The 20,057-nt window shown below is 64.5% G+C and carries 22 protein-coding genes and 3 pseudogenes; 17 read left to right on the top strand and 8 right to left on the bottom strand.

Going from position 1 to position 20,057, the window contains the following annotated elements:
• Window positions 1-98: 98 nt before the first annotated feature.
• Entirely contained in the window at window positions 99-929 is an 831-nt protein-coding gene (locus ACVWY0_RS15160; protein WP_181037246.1) for an HAD-IIA family hydrolase, read from the bottom strand.
• 52 nt (window positions 930-981) lie between these two features.
• Here ACVWY0_RS15160 and ACVWY0_RS15155 point away from each other — a divergent pair, with 52 nt between their 5' ends.
• The 4 genes from ACVWY0_RS15155 (at window position 982) to ACVWY0_RS15140 (ending at window position 4,729) form a co-directional block, all read left to right on the top strand.
• A complete protein-coding gene (locus ACVWY0_RS15155; protein WP_485837405.1) occupies window positions 982-1,677 on the top strand; it encodes a TrmH family RNA methyltransferase in 696 nt (231 codons plus the stop codon).
• A gap of 141 nt (window positions 1,678-1,818) precedes the next feature.
• A complete protein-coding gene (locus tag ACVWY0_RS15150) occupies window positions 1,819-3,075 on the top strand; it encodes a lipase family protein (protein WP_485837404.1) in 1,257 nt (418 codons plus the stop codon).
• 212 nt (window positions 3,076-3,287) lie between these two features.
• Entirely contained in the window at window positions 3,288-4,307 is a 1,020-nt protein-coding gene (fbaA, locus tag ACVWY0_RS15145) for a class II fructose-bisphosphate aldolase (protein ID WP_058930191.1), read from the top strand.
• Window positions 4,308-4,309: 2 nt separating this feature from the next.
• On the top strand, window positions 4,310-4,729 hold the full coding sequence (locus tag ACVWY0_RS15140; RefSeq protein WP_485837403.1) for a DUF3151 domain-containing protein: 420 nt from the start codon (window positions 4,310-4,312) through the stop codon (window positions 4,727-4,729).
• A 115-nt stretch (window positions 4,730-4,844) separates the two neighbouring features.
• Here ACVWY0_RS15140 and ACVWY0_RS15135 read toward each other — a convergent pair whose 3' ends face one another.
• Window positions 4,845-5,474, bottom strand: a complete 630-nt coding sequence (locus tag ACVWY0_RS15135; RefSeq protein WP_056348638.1) for a uracil-DNA glycosylase family protein — start codon at window positions 5,472-5,474, stop codon at window positions 4,845-4,847.
• Between the two features lie 308 nt (window positions 5,475-5,782).
• On the opposite strand from ACVWY0_RS15135, the gene ACVWY0_RS15130 reads away from it, so the two are divergent.
• The 5 genes from ACVWY0_RS15130 (at window position 5,783) to ACVWY0_RS15110 (ending at window position 10,557) form a co-directional block, all read left to right on the top strand.
• A complete protein-coding gene (locus tag ACVWY0_RS15130) occupies window positions 5,783-6,847 on the top strand; it encodes a M14 family zinc carboxypeptidase (protein ID WP_485837402.1) in 1,065 nt (354 codons plus the stop codon).
• Between the two features lie 244 nt (window positions 6,848-7,091).
• Complete coding sequence (locus ACVWY0_RS15125; RefSeq protein ID WP_056348633.1) at window positions 7,092-8,381, top strand: adenylosuccinate synthase; 1,290 nt, start codon at window positions 7,092-7,094, stop codon at window positions 8,379-8,381.
• A 262-nt stretch (window positions 8,382-8,643) separates the two neighbouring features.
• Window positions 8,644-8,985, top strand: coding sequence for a YegP family protein (locus tag ACVWY0_RS15120; RefSeq protein WP_485837401.1), 342 nt, complete (start codon window positions 8,644-8,646; stop codon window positions 8,983-8,985).
• Window positions 8,986-9,229: 244 nt separating this feature from the next.
• The gene (locus ACVWY0_RS15115) at window positions 9,230-9,781 is read left to right on the top strand and encodes an RNA polymerase sigma factor (RefSeq protein WP_485837400.1); all 552 of its coding nucleotides are present in this window, start codon (window positions 9,230-9,232) and stop codon (window positions 9,779-9,781) included.
• On the top strand, window positions 9,778-10,557 hold the full coding sequence (locus tag ACVWY0_RS15110; RefSeq protein ID WP_485837399.1) for a hypothetical protein: 780 nt from the start codon (window positions 9,778-9,780) through the stop codon (window positions 10,555-10,557). Before ACVWY0_RS15115 ends, ACVWY0_RS15110 begins: the two co-directional genes overlap by 4 nt.
• 94 nt (window positions 10,558-10,651) lie before the next feature.
• Here ACVWY0_RS15110 and ACVWY0_RS15105 read toward each other — a convergent pair.
• Window positions 10,652-10,953: pseudogene (locus ACVWY0_RS15105) on the bottom strand (CoA-binding protein); the annotation flags it as partial.
• Between the two features lie 262 nt (window positions 10,954-11,215).
• On the opposite strand from ACVWY0_RS15105, the gene ACVWY0_RS15100 reads away from it, so the two are divergent.
• Window positions 11,216-11,641 (top strand): CoA-binding protein, encoded by a 426-nt coding sequence (locus tag ACVWY0_RS15100; RefSeq protein WP_485837398.1) that lies wholly within the window; start codon window positions 11,216-11,218, stop codon window positions 11,639-11,641.
• An 82-nt stretch (window positions 11,642-11,723) separates the two neighbouring features.
• Here the strand turns inward: ACVWY0_RS15100 and ACVWY0_RS15095 are convergent, their stop codons facing one another.
• On the bottom strand, window positions 11,724-12,752 hold the full coding sequence (locus ACVWY0_RS15095; protein WP_485837397.1) for an isopenicillin N synthase family dioxygenase: 1,029 nt from the start codon (window positions 12,750-12,752) through the stop codon (window positions 11,724-11,726).
• Between the two features lie 45 nt (window positions 12,753-12,797).
• On the opposite strand from ACVWY0_RS15095, the gene ACVWY0_RS15090 reads away from it, so the two are divergent.
• Genes ACVWY0_RS15090 through ACVWY0_RS15075 form a run of 4 tightly spaced genes read left to right on the top strand, consistent with a single transcriptional unit; the run spans window position 12,798 to window position 14,427 of the window.
• Complete coding sequence (locus tag ACVWY0_RS15090) at window positions 12,798-13,214, top strand: MmcQ/YjbR family DNA-binding protein (RefSeq protein ID WP_485837396.1); 417 nt, start codon at window positions 12,798-12,800, stop codon at window positions 13,212-13,214.
• Window positions 13,175-13,753, top strand: coding sequence for a DUF1990 domain-containing protein (locus ACVWY0_RS15085; protein ID WP_485837395.1), 579 nt, complete (start codon window positions 13,175-13,177; stop codon window positions 13,751-13,753). Before ACVWY0_RS15090 ends, ACVWY0_RS15085 begins: the two co-directional genes overlap by 40 nt.
• A gap of 32 nt (window positions 13,754-13,785) precedes the next feature.
• Complete coding sequence (locus tag ACVWY0_RS15080) at window positions 13,786-14,103, top strand: putative quinol monooxygenase (RefSeq protein ID WP_485837394.1); 318 nt, start codon at window positions 13,786-13,788, stop codon at window positions 14,101-14,103.
• A gap of 30 nt (window positions 14,104-14,133) precedes the next feature.
• Window positions 14,134-14,427 (top strand): DUF503 domain-containing protein, encoded by a 294-nt coding sequence (locus ACVWY0_RS15075; protein WP_248762970.1) that lies wholly within the window; start codon window positions 14,134-14,136, stop codon window positions 14,425-14,427.
• A gap of 11 nt (window positions 14,428-14,438) precedes the next feature.
• Here the strand turns inward: ACVWY0_RS15075 and ACVWY0_RS15070 are convergent, their stop codons facing one another.
• Window positions 14,439-15,281: a hypothetical protein gene (locus tag ACVWY0_RS15070; RefSeq protein ID WP_485837393.1), complete on the bottom strand. Its 843-nt coding sequence runs from the start codon at window positions 15,279-15,281 to the stop codon at window positions 14,439-14,441.
• A gap of 87 nt (window positions 15,282-15,368) precedes the next feature.
• On the opposite strand from ACVWY0_RS15070, the pseudogene ACVWY0_RS15065 reads away from it, so the two are divergent.
• A pseudogene (locus ACVWY0_RS15065) lies at window positions 15,369-15,476 on the top strand (DUF503 domain-containing protein); the annotation flags it as partial.
• An 80-nt stretch (window positions 15,477-15,556) separates the two neighbouring features.
• Here the strand turns inward: ACVWY0_RS15065 and purL are convergent.
• The 3 genes from purL to purS are packed head-to-tail and all read right to left on the bottom strand — an operon-like array spanning window position 15,557 to window position 18,922.
• Window positions 15,557-17,887 carry a phosphoribosylformylglycinamidine synthase subunit PurL gene (gene purL, locus ACVWY0_RS15060; protein ID WP_485837392.1) on the bottom strand — a complete coding sequence of 777 codons (2,331 nt, stop codon included), beginning with the start codon at window positions 17,885-17,887 and terminating at the stop codon, window positions 15,557-15,559.
• On the bottom strand, window positions 17,884-18,669 hold the full coding sequence (gene purQ / locus ACVWY0_RS15055; RefSeq protein ID WP_485837391.1) for a phosphoribosylformylglycinamidine synthase subunit PurQ: 786 nt from the start codon (window positions 18,667-18,669) through the stop codon (window positions 17,884-17,886). The genes purL and purQ overlap by 4 nt, the downstream gene beginning before the upstream one ends.
• Before the next feature lies 1 nt (window position 18,670).
• Window positions 18,671-18,922, bottom strand: coding sequence for a phosphoribosylformylglycinamidine synthase subunit PurS (gene purS / locus ACVWY0_RS15050; protein ID WP_056631212.1), 252 nt, complete (start codon window positions 18,920-18,922; stop codon window positions 18,671-18,673).
• A gap of 261 nt (window positions 18,923-19,183) precedes the next feature.
• Between purS and ACVWY0_RS15045 the strand changes: the two genes are divergently transcribed.
• Complete coding sequence (locus tag ACVWY0_RS15045) at window positions 19,184-19,369, top strand: hypothetical protein (protein ID WP_058930172.1); 186 nt, start codon at window positions 19,184-19,186, stop codon at window positions 19,367-19,369.
• Between the two features lie 205 nt (window positions 19,370-19,574).
• Window positions 19,575-19,817 (top strand): annotated as a pseudogene (locus ACVWY0_RS15040) (hypothetical protein); the annotation flags it as partial.
• Window positions 19,818-20,057 lie beyond the last annotated feature (240 nt).

The following is a 20,057-nucleotide window of genomic DNA, read 5'->3' as shown; positions in this document are numbered from 1 at the left end:
CGTGGTCACTCAACCGCTCCGGACCCTCCGGGGTCACCCATCCACTACGCGCCATGCCGAAACATTAACACACCCGTGCTAAGTAAACTGCATTGCTTCTAGATCTGGTTCTTCAGGTCGGCCACGGAGTTCAGCACCTGGTTGGGCCGGAACGGGTAGGCCGCAATGTCTTCGCGCTGCGTAATGCCGCTGAGGACCAGGACCGTGTGCAGGCCTGCCTCCATGCCGGCGATGATGTCGGTATCCATCCGGTCCCCGATCATGGCTGTGGTCTCGGAGTGCGCATCGATCTGGTTCATGGCGGACCGGAACATCATGGGATTCGGCTTGCCCACAATGTACGGTTCCCGGCCGGTGGCCTTCGTGATGAGCGCTGCGATGGCGCCCGTCGCGGGCATCGGGCCGTCCTTGGACGGGCCGGTGGCGTCCGGGTTGGTGGCAATAAAGCGGGCCCCGGCCAGGATCAGGCGGATGGCCATGGTGATGGCCTCAAAGGAGTACGTACGGGTTTCGCCGAGCACCACATAGTCCGGGTCCTGGTCGGTGAGGATGAAGCCTGCCTCGTGAAGCGCCGTCGTCAGCCCTGCCTCGCCGATGGTGTAGGCGCGGTTCCCGGAGCCGGAACCCCGCACCTGGTCCTTCAGGAAGGTGGCGGTGGCCAGCGCGGACGTCCAGATGTTCTCCTCGGGGATCTCCAGCCCGGAGGCCCGGAGCCTGGCGGCCAGGTCGCGGGGCGTGAAGATCGAGTTGTTCGTCAGCACCAGGAACCGCTTGGACGTGTCCACCCAGCGCTGGATCAGTTCGGCGGCCCCTGGGACGGCATGGTTTTCGTGGACGAGTACGCCGTCCATGTCTGTTAGCCAGCATTCGATCTCCTGGCCGCTGCGGTAAACCGCCGGTGAACCCTGTACCTGGTCTGCTTCTGCCACGTTTACCTCCGCCGTTGATGAATGCTCCAGTGGTCCAGTCTAGTGTTGAGGGGTGAAACAAACGCCCGGAAACCCAGTCGAACCTCATCCGATTCCAGCGGAGGAGCCAGCGCCCGAGGAGGCGCCGGAGCCAAAGGCGGAGGTCGGCGTCGGGCCCTGGGACGGCGAGCTGCCCGCTGGTGACCACTGGGATCCGGAATTGCTCGCCGACGGCGACCGCCGCAACGTGGTGGACCAGTACCGCTACTGGAAGCATGACGCGATCGTGGCGGACCTCGATTCGAAGCGGCACAACTTCCACATCGCCATCGAAAACTGGCAGCACGACCTCAACATCGGCACCGTGGTGCGCACCGCCAACGCGTTCCTCGCCAAGGAAGTCCACATCATCGGACGACGCCGGTGGAACAGGCGCGGGGCGATGGTCACCGACCGTTACCAGCACGTCCGCCACCACCCCACCGTGGAGGACTTTGTGGTGTGGGCGCAGGGGGAGGGGCTCGCGATCATCGGGATCGACATCTTCCCCGACTCCGTGCCCCTGGAGACGTATGAGCTGCCCAAGGACTGCGTCCTGGTGTTTGGCCAGGAAGGGCCCGGGCTGACGCCGGAGGTCCACGCGGCTGCCTTGGCTACCCTGTCCATCGAGCAGTTCGGCTCCACGCGCTCCATCAACGCCGCCTCCGCCGCCGCGATCGCCATGCACGCCTGGATCCGCCGGCACGTTTTCAGCCAGCCCGTTCTGTAGCGCGCCTTCTGAACCCCGCCGCTGAATCCGAGACGAAACTATCGGAAATCTTCGGAGAATCCCTAGGTCCACAAGTTACCCATCAGTAGCATGTGGCTTGGATCACGCTCATTGGCGAGTGTGGCACTGACTGGAGGTTCAATGAAGCATCCTTCTGTACGCGTCTGTTCGGCCATTGCGTTGGCCGCGGTTCTCACCTTCGGTTGTGGCGCGGCGGCCCAGGCCGCTCCGGCACCTGCCATAACGCCGGCGACGATCGCCGACCCGCTCGACTTCTACATCACCCCCGCCTCACTTCCGGCCAACAACGGCGACCTGGTCCGGACGGAGCCGTCTGTCTTCTTTGTCGATCCGCTCAAGACCATCCGGGCCCAGGCCTCCGTGCAGCGCATCATGTACCGCTCCGTGAACAGTTCCGGGGTGCCTGTCGCCGTGACCGGTACAGTGCTGGTGCCGTACGCGGCCTGGACCGGGTCCGGCCCGCGTCCGCTGGTCAGCTACGCCGCCGGAACCCAGGGGCAGGGGGACCAATGCGCACCGTCCCGGGCCATGGCTACCGGCGAGGAATACGAGGGGATCTTCATCGCCGGGCTGCTGGCGCGGGGCTACTCCGTAGCGGTGACCGACTATGAAGGCCTCGGCACGGCCGGCAGCCACACCTACATGGCGCGCGAATCGCAGGCACACGCCGTCCTCGACGCCGCCCGCGCCGCCCAGCGGTTGGGGAACCCGCAGATCGTCCCCGGCGGCCCGGTGGCGCTGGCCGGCTACTCGCAGGGCGGCGGCGCCTCGGCGGCCGCCGTCGAGCTTGCACCCCAATACGCTCCGGAGCTGAACCTCAAGGGCGCGTACGCGGGGGCGGTCCCCGCCGACCTTCCCGCCGTCGGACGAAACCTCGACGGCGGCCTGTACACCGGGTTCCTGCTCTACGCGGTGACGGGAATGAGCGCCGCCGGCGGACTGGACCTGAGCCCCCACCTCAACGCTGCCGGGCGGGCGAAGCTTGCGGCGACGAACAACGAATGCACGTTGCAGTCGATTGCCTCGAGCGGCTTCCTGAACACTGCGCAGCTCACCGTGTCCGGGCAGAAGCTGAGTTCCTTGCTGGACCTCCCGGAGCTCAAAACCGTCATTGCCGAACAGAAGATCGGTAACGGCCGGGCGCCCGCGGTCCCCGTGCTGCTCTCGCACAGCGTGCTCGACGACGTGATCCCCTTTGACCAGGGCAGGCAGCTGGCCAAGCGCTGGTGCGCCGCCGGATCGTCGGTGTATTTCGATGTCACGGCCGGGGCCACCCACGTTGGCGGCTACGCGGCGGCCATCCCGCAGGCGTTCGTCTTCCTGGAGCGCCGCTTCGCGGGCCGGTCCGCAGTGGGCAACTGCTGGCTGTACGGCTAGCCCTCTCCTGCGCGAGATGGCACTTCGCGGCAGTCCCGCTCCGGGACTGCCGCGAAGTGCCACCTCGGTGCGGCATGTGAGCGTTAGTGTTACCGGCCTGCGTGACCCGAAACACTGCCCCTGCACAGAAATGGCTAGGATGGTGGCTAGCCGTAAGAGGTCTACTCTCCAGGGTCACAACCCATAGACGAAAACTCAGCATAGGAGTCACCATGCCCATTGCAACCCCAGAAATCTACTCCGAGATGATCGACCGCGCCAAGGCCGGAGGCTTTGCATTCCCGGCGGTCAACGTGACGTCGTCACAGACCCTGAACGCAGCCATTCGCGGTTTCGCCGAGGCTGAGTCCGATGGCATCATCCAGGTTTCCACCGGTGGCGCAGCGTACTGGTCCGGCGCATCGGTGAAGGACATGGTTGCCGGTTCGCTCGGCTTCGCCGCCTTTGCCCGCGAAGTGGCCAAGAACTACAACGTCAACATCGCGCTCCACACCGACCACTGCCCCAAGGACAAGCTGGACGGCTTTGTCCTGCCGCTGCTGGCAGCGTCCGAGGCTGAGGTCAAGGCCGGCCGGAACCCGATCTTCAACTCGCACATGTGGGACGGCTCGCACGAGGCCCTCGAAGACAACCTGCGCATCGCCCGCGAACTGCTGGAGCGTGCCGCCGCCGCCAAGATCATCCTCGAGGTCGAAATCGGCACTGTTGGTGGCGAGGAAGACGGCGTTGAGAACGAAATCAACGAGAAGCTCTACACCACCACCGAAGACGCCCTGGCCACCATCGAAGCTTTGGGTGCCGGCGAGAACGGCCGCTACCTGACGGCGCTGACGTTCGGCAACGTCCACGGTGTGTACAAGCCCGGCGGCGTGAAGCTGCGCCCGGAGCTGCTCAAGCAGATCCAGGCCGAGGTGGGCGCCAAGATCGGTAAGGAGAACCCGTTCGACCTCGTGTTCCACGGCGGTTCGGGCTCCAGTGACCAGGAAATCGCTGACGCGGTCTCGTACGGCGTGATCAAGATGAACGTCGATACGGACACGCAGTACGCGTTCACCCGTCCGGTGGCCGGCCACATGCTCGCCAACTACGACGGCGTGCTGAAGATCGACGGCGAAATGGGCAACAAAAAGACCTATGACCCCCGCGTCTGGGGCGCCTCAGCCGAGGCCGGCATGGCTGCCCGCATCGTCGAGGCCGCCCGCCAGCTCGGCTCAGTCGGCAAGACGTTCTAGCCATGTCGGACGAGTTCCGTAAGAACCTGATGGGCCCGGAGCCAACGCTCCTGCCTGCCGAGACCGACGTCTACCAGCAGCTGGACGCCGGCGCCGAAGCTCTGGACCTGGTGGAAAAGCACCCCACGTCGTCGCTGTTGTGGGCTGTCCTGGCGGAGGAGGCGTGGGCCGAGGGCCGCACCATCGATTCCTACGCCTACTCGCGCGTTGGCTACCACCGCGGGCTGGACTCGCTGCGCCGCAACGGCTGGCGCGGCGTGGGTCCCATCCCGTGGGAGCACGAACCCAACCGCGGCTTCCTGCGCGCGCTCTACTCGCTGGGCCGCGCGTCCGCGGCCATCGGCGAAGCCGAGGAACCGGAACGCATCGAGAAGTTCCTTAACGACTCGGACCCGGCAGCCAAGGCGGCCATCGAGGGCTGACAACTCCGGTTGTTGAGCTTGTCGAAACGACGACGGCGGGCGGTCACCTTTCAGAAGGAAAGGTGACCGCCCGCCGTCGTAAGGTGGTCGAGCTTATCGAGAGATGCTCCGGTTGTTAGACCTTCGCGAGTCCCGTGCGGGCCATGGCGTCGGTGTAGACGACGCGCATTTCCTCGAGGTACTGTTCCTGCCGCGCGGGCGTCCCGGCGAAGGCGCGGCCGCTGAGGGAGCGGACCTTGTAGGTCTTCAGCCCGCGGCGCCAGAGCAGCGGAACTTCGGTCTTCAGCAGCAGGTTGGCCAGGCGGTTGGCTTCGGTGCCGTGGGCCACGATCACCGAGGCGCGGGGGACCACGGCGAGGAACTTCAGCAGCGGCTTGAGGCCGGCGGAAATCTGGTCCGGCGTGAACTTGCCGTTGACCTCGCCGGGGGTGTGCCACGGGTGCACGTTCCAGGGCATCACAAACTCCGGACGCAGGCCCAGCTTCCACTGGATGCCGAGCATGCGGGTGGCGGCGTCTTCGTCGCCGGCGGTGATGAAGCCGGACGGGTCAGCTTCGCCGATGTTGGAGTAGAGGCTGATGATGCGGCACTCGTCCACGTCGTGCATGGGGTCCACGTACGGGACTTCGGTGTGGGGCTTGACACTCTGCAGGGAATCGCACAGCTCGTTAACGGCGGCAACGTTGGGCTCGTAACGGCGGCTCAGGAGCTGTTCACGGAGGGATTCTGGGGCCAGGGCTGTCATATAGTGCAATGTCTCCTGCGGGGCTCGGCGATGCTGCCAATCCGGAAAATGGGCGCGTGATGGGCGCGCCCGTCCGGCGTGGTTTGAAATGTGGTGTGGACCGATTCCTGGTCGATCTCTATCAGTTTAGCAAGCCCCGCGAAATGCGGACCCCGTCCGGTGGCATTCCGTGATGAAAGGCATAGGGCGGCAACCCCGTCAAGTGGATTGACAGGTTTCGTTTAGCTTGGTTGGCTTCTGTGACAGCCCGCAGTCAAGGACGTTGCGGCTGGTCGCACCCTACATGTACTCGAAAGAGGTAACGTACCGTGAACAAAACCCTGGCAACCTTAAGGACCGTGGCCGTATCCGGAGCCCTGGTTCTGGCGGCGATCGCCGCGTCGGCACCGTTGGCCAATGCGGTAGGCGAAGGCCCCAACTACGACGGCAACGGCCAGATCACCACCTCCAAACAGGCAACCTATGACGAGCTGGTCTCCTTCCTGAAAGATCAGGACGCCCGCCAGCCAGCCATGGAATTGGAGGTTATCGGCCAGACTGTCAAGGGCCGGGATATCCATCTGGCGAAGTACATTTCGGACCCGGCCAAGCCCACCATCCTGTACCTGACCCAGCAGCACGGCAACGAGCAGCTGACCACCGAGGGCGCCATGGCATTCGTGAAACACCTGGGGACCGGGAAGTCGGGGGACATCCTGGACGGAGTGAACATCCTCATCGTCCCCATGCTCAACGCCGACGGCGCTATGGGAGATGTGAACTTCCCGCTGGATGACTACCTTGCCAAGGGCGACCGCCACATGACGCGGTACAACGCCGAGGAGGTGGACTTGAACCGTGACCACGTCGCCAAAATCCAGCCCGAAACCCAGGCGCTCCACAACAACGTCATGCGTAAGTACAAAATCGACTACATGATCGACCTGCACCACCAGGGCACCCGGAGTGAACGCGACGGAAAGCTGGTCTCCGGGTCCATCCTGTACCCCACCACGCCCAATGCCGATCCGGCTGTTGTAGAAATGTCCAAGCAGTTGGGCGCCGTGGTCTTCAACAACGTTGACTCCACCGGCTGGGGCCACTTGGGCAAGTATGTGGGCGGCAGCGCCGAGACCATCAGCCGCAACGGCATTGCAGTTGAGTACGGGATTGCTACCCTGCTCTTCGAAATGCGTGGCATGTCTGATCACTATCTGGACGGCTACGCCCTCGGGCTTCGCAGCAACGGTTATCTGATCCAGCAGACGGTGACCACGCTGACGGCCACTGCGGCGGCCATCGCTGACGGGTCGATTGCCGACGTCGACACCTCCTTCTGGGACAGCCTGGACACCCAGACGTCCCGTCCGGGCGAGGAAGCTGACGACGAGTAGTAGATCGCGGGAAGTCTGCCCGTGGTCCTTTGCCGCGCGCGAAGGGCCACGGGCACCCTATTGAGTGGACAAAGTCCGTGATCGGCTAAACTTGGGTGGTAAGAGCCCCGGACTCTTGCGTGGTTGGCCGCCGTAGCGGTCCGGCCAGGCTGTGGCCTTCGGGGCATTCTCATGAACGGCGCTACTCGGGTCTGCCATCTCGGTGGACGGACCTGCGCGGCCCGAACGAATGGGGGAGGATCCCATGCCAGCAATCGTGATCGTAGGAGCCCAGTGGGGCGACGAAGGAAAAGGCAAGGCCACCGATCTTCTCGGCGGCCGCGTTGACTACGTCGTAAAGCCCAACGGCGGCAACAATGCCGGGCACACCGTCGTCGTAGGCGGTGAGAAGTATGAGCTCAAGCTCCTTCCGGCCGGCATTCTGAGCCCCAACGCGATTCCGATCATCGGCAACGGCTGTGTGGTGAACCTTGAGGCCCTGTTCCAGGAGATCGAAGGCCTGCAAGCCCGTGGCGCGGACACGTCCAAGCTGCGCATCTCCGCCAACGCGCACCTCGTGGCGCCCTACCACCAGGTCCTGGACAAGGTCACCGAGCGTTTCCTCGGCAGCCGCGCCATCGGCACCACCGGCCGCGGCATCGGCCCCGCCTACATGGACAAGGTGGCCCGGCTGGGCATCCGCGTGCAGGACGTCTTTGACGAGTCCATCCTCCGCCAGAAGGTGGAAGGATCCCTGCGCCAGAAGAACGAACTCCTGGTCAAGGTCTACAACCGCCGCGACATTGTGGTGGACGAGATCGTGGACTACTTCCTGGCCTTCGCCGAGCGCCTGCGCCCGCTGGTCATCGACAGCACACTGGTCCTCAACAACGCCCTGGACGAGGGCAAGGTTGTGCTTATGGAAGGCGGCCAGGCCACGTTCCTGGACGTGGACCACGGCACCTACCCGTTTGTGACCTCCTCCAACCCCACGGCCGGCGGCGCGTCCGTTGGCTCGGGTATCGGCCCCACCCGGATCTCCCGCTCCATCGGCATCATCAAGGCCTACACCACCCGTGTAGGCGCCGGACCGTTTCCCACCGAACTGTTCGACGAGATGGGCATGTACCTGCAGAAGACCGGTGGCGAGTTCGGTGTAAACACCGGCCGTCCGCGCCGCTGCGGCTGGTACGACGCCGTCCTGGCCCGCCACGCTTCCCGCGTGAACGGTTTCACGGACTACTTCGTCACCAAGCTCGACGTCCTCACCGGCATCGAGCAGATCCCGGTCTGCGTTGCCTACGACGTCGACGGCGTGCGGCACGACGAAATGCCCATGACGCAGACCGAGTTCCACCACGCAGTGCCCATCTTTGAGTACTTCGACGGCTGGACCGAGGACATCACCGGTGCCCGCACCCTGGAGGATCTCCCCGAGAACGCCCGTAACTACGTGCTGGCCCTCGAAAAGCTCTCCGGCACGCGTTTCTCCGCGATCGGCGTCGGCCCGGACCGCGACCAGACCATCGTGGTTCACGATCTGATCAACGACTGACAGCCTGTAAGGCACGACGACGGCGGGTCACCTGGAAAGGTGTCCCGCCTTTGTTCTGCCGGGGGTTGTACGCAATTTACACAGGCTTAACGCAACCGGTCTTGTGAGGGTGCACGCGAGCCGGACAGACTCTTAAGCACACCCTGAACTGATCAGTTGATCATTCGACCAGACCCGCAGGTGCCGGACGCAGCGATGCTTCCGGGACCGCCCGTGGCGAACTTGCGGCCCGGACGGGACCCGCAGACCGGAAGGATTTATCATGGCTGGGAAGTTTGAAGTTTTCTTGGACTCGGATTCACATTTCAGGTTCCGCCTCGCGGCGCCGGACGGCACGGTGATGGCTGTGTCCGGAGCCTTTGAGGACAAGGCAGCCGTGGCTGCCGGTATCGCCGCCGTCCGCGAATGCGCCGGGACAGGGCTGGTCAGCGATCTCTGCCCCGCAGCCAAAGGTGCCCCCACCACCCCCGCCCCCACTCCTGTGGTGGTTCCCGCCCAACTCGAGCCGAACTGTGGGGACCAGCGCGTTCCCGCCACCAGGACGCACACCTTTGTCCTTGCCAAGGGACCACGCCGGAGGTTGACCGCGCCGCGCTGGACGTAGGCAGCCCAGCCGGCGTAACGGTCCCGGAAAGTTTTTTGTCCGACGGCGTAACCCCTGCGGTGCCTTGAGCGATTACCCCTATGAAGCGCCGGTCTGGAACTTGTCCCCCATCATGTTCCAGACCGGCTCTTTTGTTACTGGAGGGTAAAGTTAGCTGGCGAGGGCATTCCGCGGATGACGTGCGGGCCCCAAGCTGAGCTAGCCCTGAGCTAGCCCAGTCCCCTCCACCGAAGGCCCTGTGTCCGTGACCGATGCACTGACAGACGACGTTCTGCGTGCGCGCGCCCGTGATCCGGAGCTCTTCAGCATTGTGTACCGAACCTACGCGCCACAGGTCCTGGGCTACCTCACAGCCCGCGGGGTAGAAGATCCGGAGGCGGCTATGCAGGAAGTCTTCCTTACCGTCCTGCCACGGCTGCAAAGGGTTACCGGCGGCGTGGCCGGGCTGCGCACATTTGTCTTCTCCGTGGCGCACGCCAGGATGGTGGACGATCACCGGCGCCAGCAACGCACACCCATCAAACTCCCGTTCGAACCGGAGCTGGACGGACGCGAGGAGTCCTCCGCTGAGGCCGAGGTGCTGCAACGGATCTCCCCGCAGGAGGTCGCGGATCTCCTGAACGAGCTGCCGGATGAACAGCGGGAAGTGTTGTCGTTACGCCTCGTCGCGGGCATCACAGTGGACCAGGTGGCCGCTGTGATGGGCAAGAGTGCCGGCGCCGTCAAGCAGCTCCAGCGCCGTGCATTGATCCGGCTGCGCGAGCAGTCCGCAGTGAAGGAGTACGTGGCGCCATGACGTTCAATGCCAGCTCCCTGATCGGGACCATTGATGAAATGCTCCTTGACGCCGGTGTGGACGATGCCGCCGGTCTCCGCGAATCCCTTCTCGCGGTGGGCTCCCTAGGCTCCCTGCCTGTACCCGAGCCCGGTCCCGAACTGGCGGCGCTCCTGTCAGGCCAGACCCCCCAGCTTGCCCGGCACAGGCTCCTCCGGAAGCACCGGACCACCATTGTGGGCCTTTCCGTCATCGCGGGGATGGGGCTGGGCGTCACCGGGGTGGCCGCCAGCGGCACCGCTCCGGACGCGCAGGCCAGCAGTTCCATCCAGCAGTTGTTGCAGGACTGGGCTCCTGGCTGGTCCATCGCAGGGACTCCCGCCGGCAGCCGGACCGCCGCAAATCCGGCGGAGACGCAGTTGCGCGCGGAGCCGGCAACCCGCGACGACGCAGCGCCGGCACAGCCGGAAACTGTTGAACGGGAAACTGCCCCGCCACCGAACGGTCCGGAAAACGCAGGCAAGAACCGGGGCACGGAGCCGGCAGGCCGCGGAAACGGCACGTCGCCCGGCAAGTCAAAGACGGACGACGGCGGCGCGCCGGGGAACGCTGCAGGTGTCCCCCCTGGCGGTGCTGCTTCCCAGGACGCTGCCACCCAGGAAAGCAAAGGTCCTGTCAAGGCCGCCGCGGACGCCGCTGCCGAACTCGACGAGGCCGGAAAGCTGGTTGCCGGTACTCTGGCCGAGGCCGCCGCGGCGGGGGAGTCCCTGACGTCAGCCATCGTCCCCCGGCACTGACAGAAAAAACCGGGGCCCGCAATGCGGGCCCCGGTTCAATCTGGCTGAAGAAGTTCACCCGGTAATCAGGTTTATTTCTGGAAGCGCCTGTCCGTCAGGAAAGCAGCTGCCGCTTGGAGGAGATCACTCCGGTGTCGAAACCGGCCAGGTGCAGCCCGCCATGGAACCGGGCATGCTCGATCTTCACGCAGCGGTCCATCACCACGTTGAGCCCGGCGGCTTCCGCGTCCGCGGCCACGTCCTCATGCCAGGAACCGAGTTGCAGCCAAAGGGTTTTGGCGCGGCCGCGATGGCCTCGTCCAGGACGCCCGGGAGGTCATCGTGCTTGCGGAACACATCCACGATGTCCGGGCTCTCGGGAAGATCGGCCAGTGAGGCGTAGGTCGGTTCACCCAATCGATCCTGGCGGTAGCACCCTTCACTGTTTGCCGAGGATGGTCGCCTCGACGGGTACAGCGTTTGGTCAGGGATGCTGCGGCTTCATCGTTCCAGGTCTCTCGGCCGCTCGGGATGGTCACTTCCACTACGGCCGAACCGCACGCCCTGCGCCAAATCGGGGCCTGTGGGACGTAATATTCGTTCACGCCCGGCATTGATGCCTGCCAGTCAGTCAAATATTCGATCGAGGGCCGCTCGGGGGACGATGTACGCTTGCATCATGGGCCACGTCAACGATCCTGCCGTCATTGAGCGCCTGATGCGAAACAAAGGGCGGTGGGCCATCGTGGGCCTGACCACCAATGAGTGGCGCGCAGCATACGACACCTCGCTGTTTATCCGCGACCGGCTCGGGATGGAGATCATCCCCGTCAACCTTCCCGGCGACCCGGTCCACGGCGAAACCGGGTACCGCACCCTGGGTGAAATTCCCCCTGAAAAGCAACCCCTCGACGTCGTCGACTGCTTTGTGAACTCGCAGAAGGTCGGGGCGGTAGTGGACCAGGCAATTGCCGTGGGCGCCAAAGCCGTGTGGCTGCAGCTGGGTGTTATCGACGAGGCGGCAGTAGACCGTGCCAAGGCCGCCGGCCTGGACGTGGTGACGAACGTTTGCCCCGCGCAGCAGGCGTGGAAGTACAACCTCTGACTGGTTCCCTGGACGCGCAGGTCCCTGGACGCGCAGCTCCCGCGGCACGCACTTGCGCGGCAGGCTCAGGGTTGGGCGACGATCAGCGCTGCATCAGTTCCGGGTAGTGGCGTTCGGTCACATCTGGATGGGCGCGCATGCGGCCCTTGAGCATGTTCAGGCCAAAGGACGCGAGCATGGGGTTGGACGGATCGTCGGAGATGCCACGGGCCTGGGCTTTGAGCTCGGGAGGCAGTGGCACCGGATCGATCACGGCATCCAACCGCGGCGACCAGAAGAAGGGGACTGAGTAACGGTCCACGCCGGGTGGCGGCGCCTGAACCCGGTGGATCGTGGCGGCGAGGTAACCTTCCGTGGCCACCTCCAGCATTTCGCCCAGGTTCACCACGAGTGCCCCGGGAACAGGCTCAACCGGTGCCCATTCACTCGTCCCAGGCGGCAGCACTTCCAGCCCGCCCACCTCGTCCTGGAGGAGCAGGGTGACGAAACCGTAGTCGGCGTGGGAGCCTACGCCCTGGTCGCCGGCCGCCTCCACCACGCCGCCGACGTAATGCACCAGCTTGCCCATCCAGGCCGGTTCGTTGCCGAAGGGCTCGTCGAAGTGGTCCTCCGGCAGTCCCAGGGAAACCGAGATGCCCCGCAGCAGCTCCATGCCCACACTGGACATCAGGTGGGCCCAGGCCATGGCCGCCGGCTTGAGCTCCGGCAACGCCTCCTCGGGCCACATATTGTGCCCCTGGAGGAGCCAGTACGGCTGATCGGTCGGATAGTTGTGGACGGGCTCGCGTTCCGGGGAGTAGTCGATCTGCTCGCGGGCGTCGGCCCGTCCCTGCGTGATTTCAGTGCCCATCCGGGTGTAGCCGCGGAAGTGCGGTGAAATCCTGTTGTCCATCTTCATCCGCTCCTCGAGGGGCAGATCGAAGAAGCGTTTGATGAGGGCCAGCAGCTCCTCGGCCTGGCCGGGGGCGGCGCCGTAACCAGTGATTTGGAAGAAGCCCACATTGTGGGCGGCGTCCCGCAGCTGGTCGATGAATTCCGGGCTGAAGGAGCCGTACGGCTGGCGTGCGGCGCTCATGTCCAGAACGGGGATGGTGGCCTGGTCGGGTGACATCTTCGCAGACTAGCACCGCCGGGAAGGGCTTTATAGGCTCGGTCCATGGACACAGCCCAACTCAAGGCAATATGCCTGTCATTTCCCGGTGCCTTCGAGGATTTTCCCTTCGGTCCGGAGACCTCCGTGTTTAAGGTCCGGGCTGCCGTAGCGGGTGGCGCGCGGCACGAAGCCAAGATGTTTGCGGCTTCCGCAATGAACCCCGACGACTGGTCCGTGAGCCTGAAATGTGAACCCGCCCTGGCTGAGCAGTTGCGCGCCGCCCATCCGGAAATCAAAGGCGCGTGGCACATGAACAAGACCCATTGGAACGGCGTGCGGCTGGACGGAAACCTGCCCGATGCGATGATCCGGGACATGGTGGAGGACTCCTACGACCTTGTGGTGGCCTCCCTGAGCCGCAAGCAACAGGAGCAGCTGGGATGGGCGCGGCTGTCCGCTTCGTCGGGCGAGTCCCGTTGACCGGGAAGCGCCTGGCTGCCGGCGGCCTCAACTACCCGGGCATCGGCTCCACCGAACACGGCCGGGCGCCGGAAGGCTACGCCTGCCTCGTATCGCGGGAGTACCTGGGTGAGGGGTTGGCGCTCTACCGCCGGGTGGCGCACGGAATCCTTACATGGGAACTGCAGCGGCGCTCGGGCCTGCGCGTCCGGACCGAGTCCGACGTCGTGATCCCCGGCGCGCGCGTGGTGAGCGGGTTCGGCGTCGGGCCTTTCTGTATTTATGCCCCGTGCGAGGTGGTCTGGGTCCGGCGGCCGGTGCCCGGAGACGGCCCCCAGTCAGCGGGCTTCGGCTACGGCACGCTGCCCGGCCATCCTGAACGCGGCGAGGAAGCCTTCGAAGTCGAGATCGGCGCTGACGGGCGGGTTTTCTTGAAGATCACCGCCTTCAGCAGGCACGCGAACTGGTTCTACCAGGCGGGAGGCCTGCTGGCCCGGGCGGCGCAACGGCACATCACTTCGCGATACGTTGGAGGGGCACGTCAGCTTGCCGCGGGATAGTCCATCTACACCCCGCAACGGAAGGAACACCCATGATCTTCATCGTCGTTAAATTCAAGGTCAAACCTGACTGGTCCGAGCGCTGGCTCGGCCTCGTTGACGGCTTTACCCAGGCCACACGCGCGGAACCCGGCAACCTCTGGTTCGACTGGTCCCGCAGCGTGGATGACCCCAACGAGTTTGTCCTGGTGGAAGCCTTCAAGGACGACGCCGCCGGGGACCACGTCAACAGCACCCACTTCAAGCAGGCCATGGCGGACATGCCGCAGGCCCTGGCCGAGACGCCGCGCATCATCAGCCGCCAGCTCGACGGCGACGGCTGGGAGCAGATGGGCGAACTGACCATCTGACCCCATCGGAGCAATCGATACGATTACTGCATGTGGATCGGCTGGATTGAATTCGACATCCTTCTCGGCGATGTCCAGAGCCTGAAGGAGAAACGCTCCGTCATCAGGCCGCTGCTGGCCGAGCTCAAACGCCGCTTCGACGTGTCCGTCGCGGAGGTGGGGGACCACGATCAGTACCGGCGCTCGCAGGTGGGAGCCGGCCTGGTGGCAGCAGACCGGGCGCACCTCGTGGAGGTACTCACCGCCGTCGAACGCTTTGTGGCCGCCCGGCCAGAATTTGAGCTGCTCAGCTCGAGGCAGCGGGAGCTCCGCAGCGACGACTGACCATCGATTGCTTAGAGGCCCAAGACTACTTTGGCCGCTGGCCACGCCAATATGAGCGCAAGGAACGTGCCGCAGGTGATCGCTCCGCCAAGCCATGAACGAAAACCGTCATGGCCGATGAAGTGTCCAGTCCAGTGCTTGCCTTCAGGTTGTGAAGCATTGCGTAGCCGGGCGCTGACTGTTAGCCCCAAAACTGCTATCGCAGCCAAGCCGATAAGAACGTTCGCGGCGAAGAGCCAGAGGATTACACCGGCCGAAGGGTCCCCAAAATTGTAGCCATGCTGATTGACGTGCGCAATTGCATGTTTGAGGTCGTCACTGCCGCCGACGAAAAGTGCCACGGCCCAGCACATCCCGGCCAACAAGATGGCAGCGATGGGAGCCGAAACCGGCATTTGTGAACGTGCCCGCCACTGGCGCAAAGTCATGATCAGGAGGATCACAGCACCAAAGGTCGGCGCCCAAGGCAGGGCAGCGAGGAGACTTAGTCCCAGCTTTGCTGTGGCGAGGATTACGAGTAGAGAAACCAGGGCAAAGCCGACAAGCCATGCCGTGACGTCACTATTACCTGAGCTTGCGGCTGTAGGTTGATGGATTGTCGTACTTGAGTAATGTCGCTGGTCGACTGTCTGCTTGAAGTGTGCGCTTCCGGAGATATCACCTGTGCGGATTCTTTGATCATTTTGTACTCTTGCCACGTCAAGTGGGGCTTTGTCACGTTCCGTCCTGCGGGCTGCTGATCGTCCGACGACGGCAGTAAGCACGGGACTTACCACCGCACCTAGAAGGGATGCTATTACTGGCGTCCAAGGGCCCGCTGCTTCACGGGCCAAGTCGTCGATGATAGTGCTCATGATTTCCGCTCTCTCTTGTCATTTGCGAACAATACAAGGATGAGCGAGAGGTGTGACATTTTTTGTCATAGCATGGGATCCAACTACCGGGCGCACCTCGTGGAGGTGCTCACCGCCGTCGAACGCTTTGTGGCCGCCCGGCCCGAATTTGAGCTGCTCAGCTCGAGGCAGCGGGAGCTCCGCAGCGACGACTAAAACCAACGCGGGGTCACTTATCGCCCATCCCAAGTGGATTATTGGGCGGAAAGTGACCCCGCGTTGATTTAGGGAGGGGACTAGCCGAAGTACTTCGGCAGGGTCGCCTCGTGGGCTTCGCGGAGGGCGTCCAGCGACATGGTGTCCACGCCGTTGATCTCCAGCTTGTTGCTCGCTGCGTCCACCACGCCGATGCGGGTGTGGGCAAAGCCGCGGGCCGTGCACATGTCCTTGAACCGGACCTCTTCCGAGCGGGGCACGCCGACAACCGCGCGGCCCTGGGACTCGGAGAACAACGCTGTGAACAGGTCCACGCCGTCGCGGTCCAGAACGTCCTGCAGGGCGATCCGGGCACCCACGCCGTAGCGCAGTGCGGACTCCACCAGGGCTGCCGCGAGGCCTCCTTCGGAGAGGTCGTGTGCGGAGTCAACCATGCCGTCGCGGGACGCGTTGATCAGGATTTCGCCCAGCTCGCGTTCGGCGGCGAGGTCAACCTTGGGCGGCAGTCCACCGAGGTGACCACGCATGTTGGCCCACTCGGAGCCGTCCAGTTCAGCCGCCGTCGTACCCAGCAGGTAGATGGCCTGGCCGTCCTCACGCCAGCCCGACGGCGTGCGTCGGGCGACGTCGTCGAGCTTGCCCAGCACTGCCACCACGGGGGAGGGGTGGATGGGTGTGGTGCCCGTCTGGTTGTAGAGCGAGACGTTGCCGCCGGTGACCGGGATGCCCAGCACCATGCAGGCATCGGACAGGCCGCGGATGGCCTCCGCGAGCTGCCACATGACGTCCGGGTCCTCGGGGGAGCCGAAGTTCAGGCAGTCGCTGACGGCCATCGGTACGGCGCCGGAGGTGGCCACGTTGCGGTAGGCCTCGGCCAGCGCCAGCTGTGCGCCGTGGTACGGATCGAGGTAGGTGTAGCGGCCGTTGGCGTCGGTGGCCAGAGCAACGCCCAGGCCGGTTTCCTCGTCCACGCGGACCACACCGGCGTCGTCCGGGAACGCCAGAGCGGTGTTGCCGCCCACATACCGGTCGTACTGGTTGGTGATCCAGTCCTTGCTGCACATGTTCGGCGAAGCCACGAGCTCGGTGACGGCGGCAGCCAGTTCCGCGGGGGCGGAGGGGCGGCCGGTGTCCTGCACTGAGCCGGTGAAGGAATCGGCCTGTACGGAATCCTGCCATGAGGGGCGGGCGTACGGGCGGTCATACACGGGGCCGTCGTGGGCCACGGTGCGCGGGTCGACGTCCACAATGACCACGCCGTCCCAGGTGATGATCAGGCGGCCGGTGTCGGTGACCTCGCCGAGCCAGGAGTACTCCACGGCCCACTTGTCCATCACAGCTTCGAACGCGCCGATGTTCTCCGGGGTGACCACGGCCATCATGCGTTCCTGCGACTCGGACATCAGGATCTCGCCCGGCGTCAGCGTGGGGTCGCGCAGCAGGACGGAGGTCAGCTCAACTTCCATGCCTCCGTCGCCGTTGGAGGCGAGCTCGGACGTGGCGCAGGAGATGCCAGCGGCGCCGAGGTCCTGGATACCTTCAACCAGCGAGCCCTTGAAGAGCTCCAGGCAGCACTCGATCAGGACCTTCTCAGCAAAGGGGTCGCCCACCTGGACGGCGGGGCGCTTGGACGGCTTGGTGTCGTCGAAGGACTCGGAGGCCAGCACCGAGGCGCCGCCGATGCCGTCGCCGCCGGTGCGTGCACCGAACAGGACCACCTTGTTGCCCTTGCCGGACGCGTTGGCGAGGCGGATGTCCTCATGGCGCATAACGCCGACAGCCAGCGCGTTAACCAGCGGGTTGCCCTGGTAAACGGCGTCGAAGACCATTTCGCCGCCGATGTTCGGCAGGCCCAGCGAGTTGCCGTACCCGCCGATGCCGGCAACGGCACCGTGCATCACGCGGGCAGTGTCCGGGTGGTCGATGGCGCCGAATCGCAGCGGATCCATCACGGCCACCGGGCGGGCGCCCATGGAGATGATGTCGCGGACAATGCCGCCGATGCCGGTGGCAGCACCCTGATAGGGCTCCACGAACGACGGCGAGTTGTGGGACTCGATCTTGAACGTCACGGCCCAGCCGTCGCCCAGGTTGGTGACGCCGGCGTTCTCGCCGATGCCCACCAGCATGTCCTTCTTCATCTCGTCGGTCACCTTTTCGCCGAACTGGCGCAGGTGGTTCTTCGAGGACTTGTAGGAGCAGTGCTCGCTCCACATCACGGAGTACATGGCCAGCTCGGCGCCGGTGGGGCGGCGGTCCAGGACCTTGACGACCTCATCAAACTCGTTCTGCTTCAGGCCCAGTTCGGCCCACGGCAGTTCGGTGTCCGGTGTCTTGGCAGCGTTCTCGACGGTGTCGATGTTGAACTTCTTGGTCTCGACAGGCTCGACCACCGAATTGATCTCGGTCATTTGTTGCCTCCCACAATCTTGTTCAGTACGGAGGTGAAGAAACCCAGTCCGTCGGTGTCGGACCCGCCGATCCCGTCCAGGGATTCGGGGCCGAAGCCAACTTCCACCGCGTGCTCGGGGTGGGGCATAAGTCCCACCACGTTGCCGGCGGCGTTGGAGATGCCGGCGATGTCGCGGCGGGAGCCGTTGGGGTTGAAGCCCACGTAGCGGAACACCACGCGGCCTTCGGCTTCGAGCGCGTCCAGGACCTTTTCGTCGGCGATGTACTGGCCGTCCTGGTTCTTCAACGGCACCGTGATTTCCTGGCCGGCCTCGTAGTCCAGGGTCCAGGCGGTGTTGCTGTTTTCCACACGCAGGACCTGGTCGCGGCACATGAACTTCAGGTGGTCGTTCTTGATCATGGATCCGGGCAGCAGGTGCGACTCGGTCAGGATCTGGAAGCCGTTGCAGATGCCCAGCACAGGTAGCTTGGCATCGGAGTTCGCGGCGTCGATGATTTTGGACATCAGCGGCGCGAAGCGGGCAATGGCGCCGGCGCGGAGGTAGTCGCCGTAGGAGAAACCGCCGGGGATCACGACGGCGTCCACGTCACCCAGGTTGGTGTCCGCGTGCCAGAGCGGCACTGCGGTGCCGCCGGCGAGCCGGACGGCACGGGCGGCGTCGCGGTCGTCAAGGGTGCCGGGGAAAGTAACAACGCCGATCCGGGCCCCCGCGAGCCTGCGAGCACCAGGAGCGTCGGCGGCGACGGCGATTGCCTCGCCGATCAAGGGAAGTTCAGTCATCTCAGGCCTCGACGACCTCGACGTTGACGACGTCTTCGATCACGGGGTTGGACAGCAGGGTCTCGGCGGCTTCGCGGGCCTGGGCCAGGATTGCGTCGGTCACCTCGCCGTCAACCGTGAGTTCAAAGCGCTTGCCCTGGCGGACAGAGCTAAAGCTGGTGAAGCCCAGACGGGGGAGTGCACCCACGATGGCCTTCCCCTGCGGGTCCAGAATCTCGGGCTTGGGCATGACGTCAACAACGATCCGGGGCATCCGGCAACTCCTGTGCGTGAGCATTGGGTAAGGGCGCAGCGGAGTCACGCCGTCTTACGCCGTTCCGGGATGCTGGGGACATTCTTTTTAGAACAGTGTGAACGGGCGCTCCGCGAGCTTGCTAGCCCATTCTACCGGGCGGAGCGCCGCACCCTGTATTCGGTGGGATCGGCCACAGTCATCGCGGCGGGGCCGGCTTTCGGGAGGTGAAGGACGACGGCGGCTATGGCCTCGCGGAGCCAGCGTCACTAGGATTGCGGCATGGCTGAAAAATCGAAATCTCTGCTGTTGCCGATGATGGCCGTGGCCGTTTTTGCCGGGTTGGGCCGGATGGTTGTGCAGAAGATCAAGGCGGACCGGGCTGCCCGGGAAACGCGCGTGGCCGGCCCCGTGGACGAAAAGACCCGCCAGTGGATCAGCGACGTGGTTCGGACGCCCAGGCAGTAGGCGCCCACTCCTCCTTATCCCGGCCTCAAGTCTTTGCCCAAACCTCAACCGGGCGTCCTGAACGGGGCGCCCGGTTTTGTGCCCCGCTCCACGTGCCCCTGCGCCAGCTGCCCTGCTGAAAATGTACTGATCCCGAACGCTCTGTCCCAGGCCTCTCCCAAGCTTCTTCCGGAAAGTCCTAGCCATGTGACGTTCTAAACACAGCACGCATGACAAGTACCGCAACGGCCAGAAGGTGACCCTGAAGGGTCTCGACTACGGCCAGTGGTACTACGTGTACCTGAACAAGAAGAGCTACCGGATCGGCTGGATTTTCCCCACCACCGACAACACGGTGGAGTTCATCCTTCCCTCAGGTGTGCAGAGCGGCCGCGACGACGTGGTGGTGCTGGACAAGGACGGCAAGCAGGTCTCGTTCGACCGCCTTCAGGTGACGCCCAAGGGTTGAGCCAGGTGATTTCCTTGCACCAAAGAACACCTCCGCGCGGAGCTGGACTTTTCCAAAGTCCGGCCCGCGTGGGGGTCTTTCTTTTGTGCCTTCCCGGCCCCGCCTTGTAGCTGCATGATTGACGTATGCACCTGATGTGTCCTATGTCATATTCAGCTCTCAGTCTGTACTGTTTGTAACGGCTGGTCACAGCATTACAAAATCTGTAATGTCGTGTGCCGTTCCCAGCTGCTCCAGACC

It is taken from the genome of Arthrobacter sp. UYNi723, assembly GCF_054057635.1.
The sequence above is the reverse complement of the archived record's forward strand: the minus strand, read 5'-3'. Positions and strand labels throughout refer to the sequence as shown.

Excerpts from the sequence above, each read along its gene's own strand:
- ACVWY0_RS15095 (WP_485837397.1), bottom strand. The coding sequence starts at position 12,752 with ATGTCACCCGACCAGGCCACCATCCCCGTTCTGGACATGAGCGCCGCA.
- ACVWY0_RS15150 (WP_485837404.1), top strand. The coding sequence starts at position 1,819 with ATGAAGCATCCTTCTGTACGCGTCTGTTCGGCCATTGCGTTGGCCGCG.
- ACVWY0_RS15090 (WP_485837396.1), top strand. The coding sequence starts at position 12,798 with ATGGACACAGCCCAACTCAAGGCAATATGCCTGTCATTTCCCGGTGCC.
- ACVWY0_RS15075 (WP_248762970.1), top strand. The coding sequence starts at position 14,134 with ATGTGGATCGGCTGGATTGAATTCGACATCCTTCTCGGCGATGTCCAG.
- ACVWY0_RS15080 (WP_485837394.1), top strand. The coding sequence starts at position 13,786 with ATGATCTTCATCGTCGTTAAATTCAAGGTCAAACCTGACTGGTCCGAG.
- ACVWY0_RS15110 (WP_485837399.1), top strand. The coding sequence starts at position 9,778 with ATGACGTTCAATGCCAGCTCCCTGATCGGGACCATTGATGAAATGCTC.
- ACVWY0_RS15085 (WP_485837395.1), top strand. The coding sequence starts at position 13,175 with ATGGGCGCGGCTGTCCGCTTCGTCGGGCGAGTCCCGTTGACCGGGAAG.
- ACVWY0_RS15120 (WP_485837401.1), top strand. The coding sequence starts at position 8,644 with ATGGCTGGGAAGTTTGAAGTTTTCTTGGACTCGGATTCACATTTCAGG.
- ACVWY0_RS15045 (WP_058930172.1), top strand. The coding sequence starts at position 19,184 with ATGGCTGAAAAATCGAAATCTCTGCTGTTGCCGATGATGGCCGTGGCC.
- ACVWY0_RS15135 (WP_056348638.1), bottom strand. The coding sequence starts at position 5,474 with ATGACAGCCCTGGCCCCAGAATCCCTCCGTGAACAGCTCCTGAGCCGC.
- purQ (WP_485837391.1), bottom strand. The coding sequence starts at position 18,669 with ATGACTGAACTTCCCTTGATCGGCGAGGCAATCGCCGTCGCCGCCGAC.
- ACVWY0_RS15125 (WP_056348633.1), top strand. The coding sequence starts at position 7,092 with ATGCCAGCAATCGTGATCGTAGGAGCCCAGTGGGGCGACGAAGGAAAA.
- ACVWY0_RS15140 (WP_485837403.1), top strand. The coding sequence starts at position 4,310 with ATGTCGGACGAGTTCCGTAAGAACCTGATGGGCCCGGAGCCAACGCTC.
- purL (WP_485837392.1), bottom strand. The coding sequence starts at position 17,887 with ATGACCGAGATCAATTCGGTGGTCGAGCCTGTCGAGACCAAGAAGTTC.
- purS (WP_056631212.1), bottom strand. The coding sequence starts at position 18,922 with ATGCCCCGGATCGTTGTTGACGTCATGCCCAAGCCCGAGATTCTGGAC.
- ACVWY0_RS15100 (WP_485837398.1), top strand. The coding sequence starts at position 11,216 with ATGGGCCACGTCAACGATCCTGCCGTCATTGAGCGCCTGATGCGAAAC.
- fbaA (WP_058930191.1), top strand. The coding sequence starts at position 3,288 with ATGCCCATTGCAACCCCAGAAATCTACTCCGAGATGATCGACCGCGCC.
- ACVWY0_RS15070 (WP_485837393.1), bottom strand. The coding sequence starts at position 15,281 with ATGAGCACTATCATCGACGACTTGGCCCGTGAAGCAGCGGGCCCTTGG.